The sequence below is a fragment of the Jiella sonneratiae genome, from assembly GCF_017353515.1.
Classification (GTDB): domain Bacteria; phylum Pseudomonadota; class Alphaproteobacteria; order Rhizobiales; family Rhizobiaceae; genus Jiella; species Jiella sonneratiae.
On record NZ_JAFMPY010000032.1, the window covers coordinates 18,341 to 32,266 of the forward strand.

The following is a 13,926-nucleotide window of genomic DNA, read 5'->3' on the forward strand; positions in this document are numbered from 1 at the left end:
TGCAATTGCAACCGAAATGGGGCCGACTTGCCTCATTCCGGGACGCGAGGGCCGTTTCGGGCCGCGCGCCCCGCTTGAAATCTTCGTGTGTGAACCAACTTCTTTGGAAGTCGTCGAAACAATCCCCGCATCGACCCGTCGAAACCCTCGCAGCCCGTTCGAATCCGGGGCGGGCGAGGCTCGGGCAAAGGCGGGTGACACCTCGGCCTCGGCATGGATGCGACGCGCGGCAGGACAACGGTCTAATGGACAAGCGTGAGGATGAAGACCCCGAGACCTTCGGTGTGCCCTCGAACATCACGACGGCGGCCCTCGCCAAGCTTCCGCTCGCCCTGGTTCTGTCCAATCCCCATCTCGACGGCAATCCGATCATCTATGCGAATGCCGCCTTCGCGCGGATCACCGGCTACTCTTCCGCGGCGACGATCGGACGGAACTGCCGCTTCCTGCAGGGCGACGAGACCGATCCGGACCATGCCAGGCAGATCGGCGAGGCGCTCCGGCGCGAGCGCGACATCTCGATCGACATTTTGAACTACCGCGCCGACGGCACCAAGTTCGTCAACCGGCTGATGATCACCCCGCTTTATGACGACAACGACAAACTCCAGTGCTTCCTGGGGGTGCAGCGCGACATGAGCGAGGGGCGCGACGCGGAAAGCGGCACGAAGACCGGCGGCACCGCGTCCCCCGTCGACGCGGCGCTCGGCGAGATCCAGCACCGGGTGAAGAACCATCTGTCGATGATCGTCGGCATGATCCGCATGCAGGCGCGCGCCAAGACCAGCCAGGAGAGCTTCTCGGCGCTGGCGCGACGCATCGAGAGCCTGCAGCTGCTCTATCAGGAAATGACCGAGGCGGGCGTCGCCTCCTCGCGCTCCGAACGCGTGCCGCTCGGCGCCTATGTCAGCCGCGTCGCGGCGACGATCGGCCATCTCGACGGCCGGCGCTCGGTGCGCATCAACGTCGACTGCGACGCCATCGACGTGAAGGTGGACCGGGCGGCACGGATCGGCCTCTTGTTTTCCGAACTGCTGACCAACGCCCTCAAGCACGCCTTCGATGGCCGCGAGGAGGGTCTCGTCGAGGCACGGCTGAAGATGCTGTCTTCCGGCGTCATCCGGCTGACCGTCACCGACGACGGCATCGGCCTGCCCGGCGACAGCACCTGGCCCTACGACAGCCGTCAGCCGAAGCCGTTGAACCGCGGCGAGATCACCCGGATATCCGACGAGGCACGCCGCGCCAGCAAGGCGGCGGAAGTCAACGAGGCGCGGCAGCTCGCCGATTCCATGGGCATGTCGCGCCAGGCCGCCGCGCCGGCGACGCCGGCCGGGGAAGAGCCCGACGTCGGCAGCCTCGTCGCGGAGACCGGCGACCAGGCCGGCCGCCGCCAGAAGGCGCGCGAGAACGAGGGCGGGCTCGGCGGACGCATCACCGTTTCTCTGGTCAGGGGCCTCGACGCCGCGATCGACGTGAACTCCCACACCACCGGCACCACCGTCACGGTCGACATTCCGCCGGAATGATGGAAAGACGGGCGCGGCGGCACCGGACGGCCGCGGCGTGGAGGCTGAGTTGAACACCGTGGCTGCGAGAGACAGGCTGATCGTCGGGCTCGACCTGACCGGCCGGAGCGAGGCGGAGCGCATCGTCGAGACCCTCGGCGAGACGGTGATCTGGTACAAGATCGGCTTCCAGCTCGCCCTCTCCGGCGGCCTGCCGCTGGTTTCGGATCTCGCGCGTGCCGGCAAGCGCGTCTTCCTCGACCTCAAGCTCCTCGACATTTCCAACACCGTCGAAAAGGGCGTCGAAAGCGCGCTCGACCTCGGCGCGTCGATGCTGACCATCCACGCCTATCCCCATGCGATGCGCGCCGCCGTCGCCGCCGCGCGCGGCAGCGACCTCACCCTTCTCGGCGTCACCGTGCTCACCTCCCTCGACGACGCCGACCTCGAAGCGAGCGGCTACCGCTGCGGGGTCGAGGAACTCGTCGCGACCCGCGTGCGCCAGGCCCGCGACGCGGGAATGGGCGGCGTCGTCGCATCGCCGGCGGAGGCCGCGGCGATCCGCGCGGCGGTCGGGCCGGACATGGCGATCGTGACGCCCGGCATCCGTCCGGCCGGCAGCGCGGCCTTCGACCAGAAGCGCATCGCGACGCCGGCCGATGCGCTGTCGGCCGGCGCGTCGCATCTCGTCGTCGCCCGGCCGATCGTCGCGTCCGCCGACCCGAAGGCGGCGGCCGAGGCGATCCTCGCCGAGATGGATGCCGCGGGCGCCTGACCCGCAGCCCCGCGAAAATTGCCGCCGGGCGCGACCGGGACCGCCGGCAGCGGCGAATGTCGAGGCACCGGGAACGACCGGGAGATCGACCGGAAAGGGAGGTAGGAGACATGCCGAAGGGATACTGGATCGCATCGATCGACGTCCGCGACCCGGAGGGCTACAAGGCCTATGTCGCGGCGGCAAAACCCGCCTTCGAGGCGCATGGCGCGAAGTTTCTGGCGCGTGGCGGCACGGTGGAGGCGCTCGAAGGCAAGGCGCGGCCCCGCAACGTCATCATCGAGTTCGACAGCGTCGCGGCGGCGAGGGCCTGCTACGAAAGCCCCGACTACCAGAAGGCCCGGGCGATCCGGCAGAAGGTCGCCGACGGCGACATCCTCATCCTCGAGGGCTATGACGGCTGAGGCGGCCGCCGGGGCTCCCGCCGGGCACGGCGTCGCGGCAGGATCGAAGGCCGGGCGCAAGGCCTTCGGAGGCATCGCCCCGAAAGGCCACCGCATCCGCATGATGGAGCCCGGCGAGGCCGAGGCGCTGCTTTCCCTGCGGCGTGCCGGCCATGCCGACGCCGATGCGCGGCTTTCCAGGCCGGCGGAGACGGCGTCGCCGAGCCTTTGCGACTTCGTCGAATATCTCGTCACGCGGGAAATCTTCGTCTGCGAGGAAAAGAAGAGCGGCGCGATCGCCGCCTATGCCGCCGCGAGCGCGCTGTTCGAGCTCTACCTCGTCGAGGAGATCGTCGTCGGACCGGACCATGCGGGATCGGGAGCCGACGCCGCGCTGATCCGGGCTGTGACCCGAAGGGCACGGTGGTTCCACCACAGGGCCGTGGCGGTGCTCGCCTGGCTCGACTCGCCCAGCGAATCGGCATTCTATGACGAAAATGCGTTCATGAAGGTTTCGCGAAAGCATTTATCGCCTAACTTGCAGGCAGAGCTCGAGACGCGGGCGGGCCGATTCGGAGCGACCGGGCAGCCCGGCCTGCGGCTGCGCTGGCTCTGACCGCGGCAGCGGCCCGCCGGATTTGTGCATTGCAGCAACGATTGCTATGATTGGCCGAAAGGAAGGCTGTTGCGATGTTATACCAGCTCTACGAGTGGAACCACGCCGCGCTGACGCCGTTTCGGGCCGTCGCCGACGCCACGCGGCTGTTCTACCAGAACCCGCTGAACCCGCTCTCCCACACGACGGCCGGCCGCTCGGTGGCGGCGATGGCGGAACTGTTCGAGCGCACGACGCGGATCTACGGCAAGCCGGAATTCGGGCTCGACGAGACGACGATCCGCGGCCAGCGGGTCCCGGTGGTCGACAAGCCGGTCTGGCGCCAGCCGTTCTGCGACCTTCTGCATTTCGAGCGGGCGCTGCCGAAGGGCCACGGCAAGGATCCGCGCATCCTCGTCGTCGCGCCGATGTCCGGCCATTACGCGACGCTGCTGCGCGGCACGGTGGAGGCGCTGCTTCCCTATGCCGACGTCTATATCAGCGACTGGAAGGACGCCCGCACGGTGCCGCTGTCGCGCGGCCGCTTCGACCTCGACGACTACGTCGACTACGTGATCGAGATGCTGCGCTTCCTCGGGCCGGACACCCATGTCATCGGCGTCTGCCAGCCGGCGGTGCCGGTGCTGATGGCGACGGCGGTGATGGAGGCGGCGAAGGACCCCTGCGCCCCCGCCACCATGACCCTGATGGGCGGCCCGATCGACACGCGGGTCAATCCGACGGCGGTCAACAATCTCGCCGAAGAGCGCGGCATCGACTGGTTCCGCGACAACGTCGTGATGGCCGTGCCCTTCCCGCATGGCGGCTTCATGCGCCAGGTCTATCCGGGCTTCCTGCAGCTCACCGGCTTCATGTCGATGAATCTCGACCGGCACTTCATCGCCCACAAGGACTTCTTCTGGCATCTGGTGCGGGACGACGGCGACTCGGCGGAAAAGCACCGCACCTTCTACGACGAATACAACGCCGTGATGGATCTGACCGCCGAGTTCTATCTGCAGACGGTCGAGCAGGTGTTCATCCGGCATTCGCTGCCGAAGGGGGAGATCACCCATCGCGGCGTGCGGGTCGACCTGACGGCGATCCGCAACACCGGGCTTTTGACCGTCGAGGGCGAGAACGACGACATTTCCGGCGTCGGCCAGACCGAGGCCGCCCAGGATCTCTGCGTCAACATTCCGGACGAGAAGCGCGTCCACTACGTCCAGGCGAAGGTCGGCCATTACGGCGTGTTCAACGGCTCGCGCTTCCGCGCCGAAATCGCGCCGCGCATCGTCGACTTCGCCCTGACCCACGGCACCACCCATACAGGCGCCAGCGGCGCCCGGCCCGAGGCGACACACACCACCGGCCCGCGCCGCACCGGCGCCTATGCCGAGCGCATCGCCAAGGCCGGAACGCTCGGCCGGAGCCTGCCGGCGACCGCCGGCGAGAGCGCCTTCGGCGCCGTCGCGGGGATCGGCGGCCTCAATGCGGCGATGGACGTCCTCACCGCGCCGGCAAAGGCGATGATGTCGACGGCGATGGACGCCGCGAAGCTCTCCTTCGGGTCTTTCGCCGGCAGCAACAATGCCGGCTTCTCGGCGCCGCTCGTCTCGCGCGGGCAGGAAACGGCTCCGACAAGGCCCGCCGCCGCGCCGCGGCAGCCGGCTGCCGCGGCGCCGGTCGTCCAGCCTGCCCCAGCGGCAGCTGAAACGGTCCAGCCTTCGCCGGCGGCGGTGGAGACGGCCGTGATCGAGGCCCCCGCCGCTGTCGCGGAAAGTCGGAGCCCCGATCCGACGCCCGCCGCGCATGACGACAGCACCGCCCCGCGAGCCGCCTCGCCCGCGCCGACGGGCATCGAGGAATCCGTCGCGGAAACGGCTTCGCAGCAGGCGACCGGCGGTGAATCGACCGCAGTGACCGCCTCAGAGCCCGCTACCCCGTTCCCGGTCGATGCTCCCGCAGCCGAGACCGACGCGGCCGACACCCAGGCCGCGACCGTAGACGAGGCCGGGCAGGACGCGCCCCGTGCAGGCGGCCCCGGCCCGGATGACTCCCGCCCGGACAGCCCCGTTGGCGAGGCCGACGCGCAGCAGGCCGGGTCGGGCGAGGCCGTGGCGGATAGCGAGCCGGTTGCCGCCATGGCCGTCGACAGTGTCGAGACCGTCCAGACCACCCCGACCGCCCGGATCACGGCGACTGCCGAGACCGACATGCCGCGCCGCCGCGCCGCGTCGGCGGCGGCCGCCCGCGAGGCCGCGACCGACAAGCCGAAGCGGCCGGCCGGCGCCGCAGGCATGGCCCGCAAGTCGCGGGCCCCGGGCGGCAAGAACGCGCCGGGCCGCGGCCGCAAGCACTGAGGCCCGCCGGCCGGCGGGTCTGACCGAGGCGGCCGGGCGCGGCCGTCATCCGTCTTCGGGTGACAGGTCTTTCCAGCCGCGGAAGAGATCCGGCCGGCGTTCGCGGGTCAGCCGCTCGGCCTCGGCGAGGCGCCAGCGTTCCACCGCGGCATGGTCGCCGGAGGCGAGGACCGGCGGGATGCGCCGCCCCTCCCATTCCGCCGGACGCGTATAGTGGGGATGCTCGAGCAGCGGCGTCTCGAAGCTCTCCCTTATCCCCGACTGCTCGTTGCCCATCACCCCCGGCAGCAGCCGGATCACGGCGTCGAGCAGCGCCATCGCCGCGATCTCGCCGCCGGAGAGGACATAATCGCCGATCGACACTTCGGTGAGGCTTCGGCCCGCGATGACCCGCTCGTCGACCCCCTCGAAGCGGCCGCAGACGATCAACGCCCCCTCGCCGCCCGCGAGCTCGCGCACCAAGCCCTGGGTCAGCGGCCGGCCGCGCGGGCTCATCAAAAGCCGCGGCCTGCCGTCGTCGGGCTGAAGCGCCGCGTCGATCGCCTCGGCGAGGACGTCCGCCCTCAGCACCATGCCGGCGCCGCCGCCGGCCGGCGTGTCGTCCACCGCGCGATGCCGGCCCTTGCCGAAGTCGCGGATCTGCCGCGCCTCGACGACCGCGTCGCCGCGGGCGAGCGCCCTGCCGGCGAGCGAGATGCCGAGCGGTCCCGGAAACATCTCCGGATAGAGCGTCAGGACGGTGGCGCGGAACGCCATCAGCCGAGCGGCTCCGCCTTGCCGGCCTCGATGACCTGCAGGTTCCTGCCGAGGACGCTGACCGTGGCAAGGGCCCGATGCCAGGCGGCGACGTGGCCGGACCTGCCGTGCGCGGCGAGCGCCTCGCGGCTCTCCCATTCCTCGTAGATGCGCACCAGCCCCGCCTCGAGCAGATCCTCGGCGAAGCTGTAGGTGATGCAGCCGGCTTCCGCCCGGGTCGCCGTCACCACGGCGGCAGCCGCCACCCTGACGCTCGCGAGGTCGCCGGGGGAAAGGCGCAGCGTGCCGGAAACGATGATCATCGGATGTCCTCCTCCTCTGTGGTTTCTGCCGGCGCGTCGTCCTCGTCCCCGGAAGCTTCGAGACCGGCCGCGACCGGCTCGACGGTGATCGTCGCCGCCTCGACGTCGATTTCGGGCACGGCAGCTTCAGAGAACGGGATCATCACCGTCGGCCCCGCTTCGGGCGCGATCTCCAGAATGTCGCCGGCACCGAAATTGTGGACGGCGACGACCCGGCCGATCGCCTCGCCCGAAACCGAGATGGCCGACAGGCCGATCAGGTCGTCGAGATAGAACTCGTCGGCATCGCCGGTCTCCGGCAGGACGCTCCGATCGACGAAGAGTTCCGTTCCGTTCAGCCGCTCCGCCGCCGTGCGGTCGCCGACCTCGGCGAAGCGGACGAGCAGCACCGACTTCTGCGGCCGCGCGGATTTCACCGTGTAGCGGTTGCCCTTTTCGTCGAAGAGCGGGCCGTAGCGGCCGAGCGCCTCCGGCTCGTCGGTGAAGGATTTCACCCGGCACTCGCCGCGGATGCCGTGGGCGCCGCCGATGACGGCGAGAAGAACGCGGCGGTCGGCTCCGTCCGAACCGTCCTTGCCGGGCGGCGGGGGTGCCTCGCTGGTGGGCGGGTTCGTGTACAAGGGCGCTCCTCGCGTCCGCGTTGCGTCGCTGCGGTCCCCGGAACGCCGCCGGCAGGCCGCCGGCGCGCCGACCGCTGCCGGAGAACCGAGGCGATGCATTAGAGCTTCCCGCCGCCGCCGTCGACGGGCTGGCGAAAAGTTCAGGCGCTGCCGCCGTCCGGCGACGGATCCGCGCGCCGATCCTCAACGGTGCCGTCGTAATGCCTGCGCTTGGCCTCGTACATCCGCCGGTCGGCGCGCTTGACCGTGTCCTCCAGCCGCTCCGTCGCCATCGAGGTGGCAACGCCGAGCGAGAAGGAAAGCGTCGGGCCCGAATAGAACTGGTTGTTGACGTCGACGAGTTCCTCGATCGCCGCGGTCATCTGCTGGCCCTCGGCCTCGTTCGATGCCGGCATCATGACGACGAACTCGTCGCCGCCGATCCGCGCCGCGCAATGCGGCTTCTGCACAGCCTCCTGCAGCACCTCGCCGGCCCGCCGCAACAGCGCGTCGCCGGCGCCGTGGCCGAGCGTGTCGTTGATCGCCTTCAGGCCGTTGAGGTCGGCGACGATGACGGTCACCGGCAGCGGCCCCTTGCGCTCCAGGCGGTTCAATTCGTCGACGAAGAAGGACCGGTTGTAGAGCTTGGTCAGGATGTCGTGCTTGCCGAGGAATTCGAGATAGGCCTCGGCCTTCTTGCGGGCGGTGATGTCGGTGAGCGCCACCTGCACCAGCGACCAGTCCGTGTCGCGGCCGGGAAACACCGAGAACTGCAGATGCACGTGCAGCAGCTCGCCGTCGAGCGAATAGTTCACCACCTCCCGCTGCTGGAACAGCTTGCCGTTCCACAGGTCGATGAGCTGCTCGCGGAAATGCGGCTCCATGTCGTCGCGGAAGACGTCGCCGAGCCGGCTGAGGAGGGTCGGCTTGTCCTCCGCCTTGAAGAGGTCGAGCGTGTGGCGGTTGACGTCGACGACGCGGATCTCGCTCATGCAGCGGCTGACGAATTCCGGATGGACGTCGAGAAAGGTGCGGAAGTCGACGACGCCGCGCCAGCGCACCTCGTCCATCAGGCTCTTGACGACGGAAAAGTCCTCGACCCAGAGCGAGATCGGCGAATGCTCGAACAGTCCCCGGGCAAAGCTCTCGCTGGCGGCGAGCCGCCGCCGGCCTTCCTCGCGCTCGGTCACGTCCTCGGTGGAGACCAGCACCCGCCGCCAGTCCTCCTCGTGTCCCGGCAGGATGCGCGCCTTGAGCTGGACGTCGAGCCGGCGGCCGCCGAGGGTGTAGTTCACCGCGAGGCTGGTGAAGGTCGTCCGCCCCTGCCAAAGCTGCGTCAGCTCGTCGGCATGGCTGTTGAACATGTCGCCGGAAAACACCCGGCCGAGATTGGCGGCAAGGTCCTCGAAGCTCGACGCCTCGAAGAGATCGAGCGTCCGCTGGTTGACCGCGACGACGCGGATCTGCCGCGCCGCCGCCTCGACGACGTCGGGATTATCCGCAAGGTGCCGGCGGATCTCGGTGACGCCAGCGTCCCGCCAGGCGGCGAGCAGCCGCTTCACGCCGCTGAAGTCCTCCAGCCAGAGCGGGACCGGGGCGAGCCCGAAGCTGTCCGTCGCCTCGACCGGCACCGCCTCTTCCGCGGCCGCTACGGATGGAACGCGATTCGACCTCGACATCTAGCAACCCCTGGCAATCAGGCTCTCGGCCCAGCTCTCGGCGGAACGCGGATGCGATCCGCCGATCGCGTCCCGTCCATGGATCTGCCCCGCGAAGGTCCGGGATGCCGTCGATCCCTTCCGCATCGCACGACGACGGCCGGGGTCCGGCGCCGAGACCGGGGGCCGGCGGACCGTCATCGCCGACTCATACAAGTCGTTTCAGAAAGTTAAGCTTATATTGGCATCGCCGGCGGTGGAACGATTTTTCTACCTGGGCGCGGATGAGACCTTCGTCGCGGGTCGCAAAATCCACTCCTGGGTGCATCAAAAGACGGCTGCGTTCGAAAATGCCGTCGCGGCGACAGGCATGCCGCTGGCGGCCGAAACGAAAAAAAGCGGCGCCTTCGGGGGCGCCGCTCGCTGTGACCACGGATGGCCGGCGCGTCGGCCGGCCATGCGTCGTCGATTGCCGGCGCGTCGGCCGGCGGGATGTCATCGCCCTCAGGCGCCGGCTTCCTCGGAGGCTGCCTCGGAGCTGCCGGCCGCAGCGGCCTCGGCGGCAGCGGCCGCGGCGTCTTCCTCGCGCTGCTTGCGCTCGGCCTCGCGCTCCTGCGCCTTCTTGCCGGGCAGGCCCTTGGTCGGGTTCTTGCGCTCCGGGCGGCTGGCGATGCCGGCCTTGTCGAGGAAGCGGAGCACGCGGTCGGTCGGCTGGGCGCCTTCCGACAGCCAGTGCTTGATCCGGTCCTCCTTCAGGGCGACGCGCTCGGCGTCCTTCGGCAGCATCGGGTTCCACGAGCCGATCTGCTCGATGAAGCGGCCGTCGCGCGGCGAACGGGCGTCGGCGACGACGATGTGGTAGTAGGGGCGCTTCTTCGAGCCGGCACGGGCAAGGCGCATCTTCAGGGGCATTGGCTTACGTCCTTTTCTTGGCTTTCGGTGCCGGCCTTCTTGACCGCCGGCATCCATTTCGTTGAATTTCTCGAGATTTCGCGCAGATGCCGTCCGGCACCGCTACTTCTTCTTCCCCGGCATGCCGGGGAGCCCCGGAAAGCCGCCCGGCATGCCGCCGGCGCCGCCGAAGCCGGGGGGCAGACCCTTGGGCATGCCCGGCAGGCCGCCGGACTGCGCCGCGCGGGCCATGGCTTCGAGTTCCTTCGGGTCCATCTTCGAAAGGTCCGGCATGCCGCCCGGCATGCCGCCCCCGGGAAGCCCCATCTTGCCGGCGAGGCCGCCCATCATCTTCTGCATCATGCCGCCCTTGCCGCCCTTGCCCATGGCCTTCATCATATCGGCCATCTGACGGTGCATCTTCAGAAGCTTGTTGATGTCGGCGGCGTTGGTGCCCGAGCCGCTCGCGATGCGCTTCTTGCGGGAATGCTTGAGGAGGTCGGGGTTGGAGCGCTCGGCCGCGGTCATCGAGGAGATGATCGCCAGCTGGCGCTTCAGCATCTTGTCGTCGAGGCCGGCGGCGGCCATCTGGCTCTTCATCTTGCCCATGCCGGGCATCAGGCCCATCATGCCGCCCATTCCGCCCATCTTCTGCATCTGGCGGATCTGGTCGGAAAGGTCGTTCAGGTCGAACTTTCCCGACTGCATCTTCCGGGCCATCGCCGCGGCCTTTTCCGCGTCGATGTTCTCCGCCGCCTTTTCGACGAGCGAGACGATGTCGCCCATGCCGAGGATGCGGTCGGCGATACGGGCCGGGTGGAAGTCCTCCAGCGCGTCCATCTTCTCGCCGACGCCGATCAGCTTGATCGGCTTGCCGGTGACGGCGCGCATCGACAGCGCCGCACCGCCGCGCCCGTCGCCGTCGACGCGGGTGAGCACGATTCCCGTGATCCCCACCCGCTCGTCGAAGGAGCGCGCGAGGTTGACGGCGTCCTGGCCGGTGAGGCTGTCGGCGACGAGCAGGATCTCGTGGGGCTTCGCCCGCCGCTTGATCTCGGCCATCTCGACCATCAGCGGCTCGTCGATATGGGTGCGGCCGGCGGTGTCGAGGATGACGACGTCGTAGCCGCCGAGGCGGGCGGCCTGCTCGGCCCTTCCGGCGATCTCCACCGGGCCCTGGCCGGGAATGATCGGCAGGGTGGCGACGCCGGTCTGCTCGCCGAGGATCTTCAGCTGCTCCTGCGCGGCCGGCCGCCGCGTGTCGAGCGAGGCCATCAGCACCTTCTTCTTCTGGCGCTCGGTCAGCCTCTTCGCGATCTTGCCGGTGGTGGTGGTCTTGCCCGACCCCTGCAGGCCGACCATCATGACGACGACGGGCGCCGGGGCGTTCAGGTCGATCGGGACCTGGGTCTCGCCGAGGGTGGCGATCAGCTCGTCATGGACGATCTTGACGACCATCTGGCCGGGCTTGATCGACTTCAGGATCTCGGCGCCGACGGCCTTTTCGCGCACCCGGTCGGTGAAGCCGCGGACGACCTCCAGGGAAACGTCGGCCTCGAGCAGCGCCCGGCGCACCTCGCGCAGCGCCGCCGACACGTCCTTGTCGGAGAGCGCACCGCGGCCGGTGAGGCCGTTCAGAATGGACCCGAGGCGGTCCTGGAGCGAATCGAACATCGAACTTCCTTCCGTCCTTCCGGCGTGGGCCGGAAGGTTGGGGGCCGTCCTTCCGGCGCGATGCGGGCGGCGGATCGCGGCGCCGCCGGCTCCGGTCTGTCCCGCAAGCTGGCGGCCGGCCCGTTCCGCCGGCATCGCCCCGAGAAGGTGGGGCAGCGACGCGCCGCACGCAAACCCCGATGCTTCGCCCGAACGATGGCACAAAGCATGATCGCATCCCCGGGCGAAACTCGCTGGGGGATGGTGACCTCCGGGCGGCTCGGTGCTCCGTTCAGGGATTTCCTGTCAGGACGAGGGGCCCGGTCGGCGGGTCGCGGACGGCATGTCGCGGATTTGCGGCGGGTTGAAACAGGATGGATGGCGGATGTCAAGTCCGATGACCCAGGGCTATCGCTCGAAGCCGGGGGGAGCACGGGGATTGGCCTGACCGTCCGCCTGCATGGCAGATGGCCCGCTTTGCCAGCGCTCGGGAGCCGCGGCCTCGGACGAGCCGGCGGCGGCGCCCGGCATCGCGCGCCCGCCGTCAGGCCATTGCTCGATCCCGTCTCGACACGGCGAGAATCCCCGTCCATGTTTCTTGGATCGATCCAAACCGATTGCCGTCGCGACGTGGAACTGATCCGGGAGAGATTGCCGTGCCGAAGCGCCCCACCCTGCTCGACGTCGCCGACCGGGCCGGCGTCTCGCGCGCGACGGCCTCGCTGGTCGTGCGCAACAGCCCGCTGGTCTCGGCCTCGACGCGAGAGCGGGTCGAAGCCGCCATGGCGGAACTCGGCTACGTCTACAATGCGGGCGCGGCCCGCATGCGCGCCGCGCAGAGCCGGACCGTCGGCGTCGTCGTCCCCAATCTCACCAACCCGTTCTTCGCCGTGCTCCTCGCCGGCATGGAATCGGTCTTCGAGACGGCGGGGCTCGCCGTCATCTTCGCCAATTCCAACGAATCGCCGGAAAAGCAGGCCGGTCTCTTGAAGCGCATGCGCGAACACGCCGCCGACGGGGTCATCGTCTGTCCCTGCGAGGGCACCGATGCCAGGCTGGTGGAGGACGCGGCGCAGTGGGAGCTGCCGCTCGTCCAGGCGCTGCGCTACGTGCCGGGGACGGCGAGCGACTATGCCGGCATCGACTATCGCGAGGGAATGCGCGACGCGACCGGGCGGCTGATCGCCCTCGGCCACCGGCGGATCCTCTTCGTCAGCGGCAATCGCCGGCACTCGGCACAGGCCGACAGGCTGGAGGGCTTTCGGACGGCGATGCGCGCCCACGGCCTCGGCGACGGGGCGGTGCTGGAGATGGCCCTGACGCACGAGGCCGCGCGGGAGGCCGCCGCCGCCATTGCGGGGCGGCCCGACCGGCCGACGGCCGTCGTCTGCTTCAACGACGTCGTCGCCCTCGGCCTTCACCGCGGCTTCCTCGACCTCGGCCTTCGCCTCGCGGAGGACGTCTCGCTGGTCGGTTTCGACAATGTCGCCGAAGCCGCCCTCGTCCTGCCCGGACTGACCACGGTGGCGACCCGCCCCTTCGCGGTGGGAGAGAACGCCGCGCGCCTGCTGATCCGCCGGATCACCGCACCGGCTCTGCCGGTCGAGCGATCGGTGGTGCCGACGCAATTCGTCGAACGCCAGTCGATCGGGCCGGTTCGGAATGCCCCTTGACCGTCAGCCTCTCGTCCTTTAGATCGATCTAAACGACGTCAAGTCGCTCGAAAATGCCGCATCTTGGGAGATGTCGCGGCTCGGAGGTTTCGGGACTTGAACTACCAACTGAATTTTGCGCCGGTCCTTGCGAATTTCGACCACCTTCTCTCGGGAATGCTGGTCACGCTCGAACTGTCCTTCGGCGCCATGCTGCTCGGCACCGTCGTCGCGATCGTCTGCGCGGCGGGCAAGACCGGCGGCCCGCGGCCGGTGCGCTGGGTCGTCGACGCCTATATCGAGATCATCCGGAACACGCCGTTCCTCATCCAGATCTTCTTCATCTTCTTCGGCCTTCCGGCGCTCGGCATCCGCTTCTCGCCGAACACCGCCGCGCTCGTCGCGCTGACGGTGAATGTCGGCGCCTATGCGACGGAGATCATCCGGGCCGGCATCGAGTCGATCCAGAAGGGTCAGGTCGAGGCCGGCACGGCGCTGGGGCTGCGGCCGGTCCAGATCTTCCGCTACATCGTCGTCAAGCCGGCGCTGCGCACCGTCTATCCGGCCCTGACCTCCCAGTTCATCTATCTGATGCTGACCTCGAGCGTCGTCTCCGTGATCTCGGCGACGGACCTCGCGGCGGCCGGCAACGACATCCAGTCGCAGACCTTCGCCTCCTTCGAGGTCTATCTCGTCATCACCGGCATGTACCTCGTCCTCGCCATCGCCTTCTCCGGGCTGTTCTCGCTCGTCCGGCGCTGGGCCTTCGACTACCCGTTGAGCCGATAGGA

General features: G+C 69.2%; 12 protein-coding genes and 1 pseudogene. 7 read left to right on the top strand and 6 right to left on the bottom strand.

Features of this window, described 5'->3' with window-relative positions; all coding sequences use genetic code 11:
• Positions 1-245 precede the first annotated feature (245 nt).
• The 5 genes and pseudogenes from J1C47_RS20950 to J1C47_RS24165 all read left to right on the top strand — a co-directional run.
• The gene (locus J1C47_RS20950; RefSeq protein ID WP_207352755.1) at positions 246-1,529 is read left to right on the top strand and encodes a PAS domain-containing protein; all 1,284 of its coding nucleotides are present in this window, start codon (positions 246-248) and stop codon (positions 1,527-1,529) included.
• A 58-nt stretch (positions 1,530-1,587) separates the two neighbouring features.
• Entirely contained in the window at positions 1,588-2,283 is a 696-nt protein-coding gene (pyrF, locus tag J1C47_RS20955; RefSeq protein ID WP_207352790.1) for an orotidine-5'-phosphate decarboxylase, read from the top strand.
• Between the two features lie 110 nt (positions 2,284-2,393).
• Positions 2,394-2,687, top strand: coding sequence for a DUF1330 domain-containing protein (locus tag J1C47_RS20960; RefSeq protein WP_207352756.1), 294 nt, complete (start codon positions 2,394-2,396; stop codon positions 2,685-2,687).
• Positions 2,677-3,282, top strand: a complete 606-nt coding sequence (locus J1C47_RS20965) for a hypothetical protein (protein WP_207352757.1) — start codon at positions 2,677-2,679, stop codon at positions 3,280-3,282. Before J1C47_RS20960 ends, J1C47_RS20965 begins: the two co-directional genes overlap by 11 nt.
• Positions 3,283-3,356: 74 nt before the next feature.
• Positions 3,357-4,577, top strand: a pseudogene (locus J1C47_RS24165) (polyhydroxyalkanoate depolymerase); the annotation flags it as partial.
• A gap of 1,092 nt (positions 4,578-5,669) precedes the next feature.
• Here the strand turns inward: J1C47_RS24165 and trmD are convergent.
• The 6 genes from trmD to ffh form a co-directional block, all read right to left on the bottom strand.
• Entirely contained in the window at positions 5,670-6,380 is a 711-nt protein-coding gene (trmD, locus tag J1C47_RS20975; RefSeq protein WP_207352759.1) for a tRNA (guanosine(37)-N1)-methyltransferase TrmD, read from the bottom strand.
• Positions 6,380-6,682 (bottom strand): putative quinol monooxygenase, encoded by a 303-nt coding sequence (locus J1C47_RS20980; RefSeq protein WP_207352760.1) that lies wholly within the window; start codon positions 6,680-6,682, stop codon positions 6,380-6,382. Before J1C47_RS20980 ends, trmD begins: the two co-directional genes overlap by 1 nt.
• Complete coding sequence (gene rimM / locus J1C47_RS20985) at positions 6,679-7,302, bottom strand: ribosome maturation factor RimM (protein ID WP_245396718.1); 624 nt, start codon at positions 7,300-7,302, stop codon at positions 6,679-6,681. Before rimM ends, J1C47_RS20980 begins: the two co-directional genes overlap by 4 nt.
• Before the next feature lie 140 nt (positions 7,303-7,442).
• Complete coding sequence (locus J1C47_RS20990; RefSeq protein ID WP_207352762.1) at positions 7,443-8,960, bottom strand: sensor domain-containing diguanylate cyclase; 1,518 nt, start codon at positions 8,958-8,960, stop codon at positions 7,443-7,445.
• A gap of 483 nt (positions 8,961-9,443) precedes the next feature.
• Complete coding sequence (gene rpsP, locus J1C47_RS20995) at positions 9,444-9,851, bottom strand: 30S ribosomal protein S16 (protein WP_207352763.1); 408 nt, start codon at positions 9,849-9,851, stop codon at positions 9,444-9,446.
• Between the two features lie 102 nt (positions 9,852-9,953).
• Positions 9,954-11,504 (bottom strand): signal recognition particle protein, encoded by a 1,551-nt coding sequence (gene ffh / locus J1C47_RS21000; protein WP_207352764.1) that lies wholly within the window; start codon positions 11,502-11,504, stop codon positions 9,954-9,956.
• Positions 11,505-12,139: 635 nt separating this feature from the next.
• On the opposite strand from ffh, the gene J1C47_RS21005 reads away from it, so the two are divergent.
• Both J1C47_RS21005 and J1C47_RS21010 read left to right on the top strand, forming a co-directional pair.
• Positions 12,140-13,156, top strand: a complete 1,017-nt coding sequence (locus J1C47_RS21005) for a substrate-binding domain-containing protein (RefSeq protein WP_207352765.1) — start codon at positions 12,140-12,142, stop codon at positions 13,154-13,156.
• A gap of 96 nt (positions 13,157-13,252) precedes the next feature.
• Positions 13,253-13,924: an amino acid ABC transporter permease gene (locus J1C47_RS21010; RefSeq protein ID WP_207352766.1), complete on the top strand. Its 672-nt coding sequence runs from the start codon at positions 13,253-13,255 to the stop codon at positions 13,922-13,924.
• The last annotated feature ends 2 nt before the right edge of the window (positions 13,925-13,926 follow it).

Coding starts and splice junctions, on each gene's coding strand:
- J1C47_RS20950 (WP_207352755.1), top strand. CDS start 246: ATGGACAAGCGTGAGGATGAAGACCCCGAGACCTTCGGTGTGCCCTCG.
- J1C47_RS20960 (WP_207352756.1), top strand. CDS start 2,394: ATGCCGAAGGGATACTGGATCGCATCGATCGACGTCCGCGACCCGGAG.
- J1C47_RS20965 (WP_207352757.1), top strand. CDS start 2,677: ATGACGGCTGAGGCGGCCGCCGGGGCTCCCGCCGGGCACGGCGTCGCG.
- trmD (WP_207352759.1), bottom strand. CDS start 6,380: ATGGCGTTCCGCGCCACCGTCCTGACGCTCTATCCGGAGATGTTTCCG.
- J1C47_RS20980 (WP_207352760.1), bottom strand. CDS start 6,682: ATGATCATCGTTTCCGGCACGCTGCGCCTTTCCCCCGGCGACCTCGCG.
- J1C47_RS20990 (WP_207352762.1), bottom strand. CDS start 8,960: ATGTCGAGGTCGAATCGCGTTCCATCCGTAGCGGCCGCGGAAGAGGCG.
- rpsP (WP_207352763.1), bottom strand. CDS start 9,851: ATGCCCCTGAAGATGCGCCTTGCCCGTGCCGGCTCGAAGAAGCGCCCC.
- ffh (WP_207352764.1), bottom strand. CDS start 11,504: ATGTTCGATTCGCTCCAGGACCGCCTCGGGTCCATTCTGAACGGCCTC.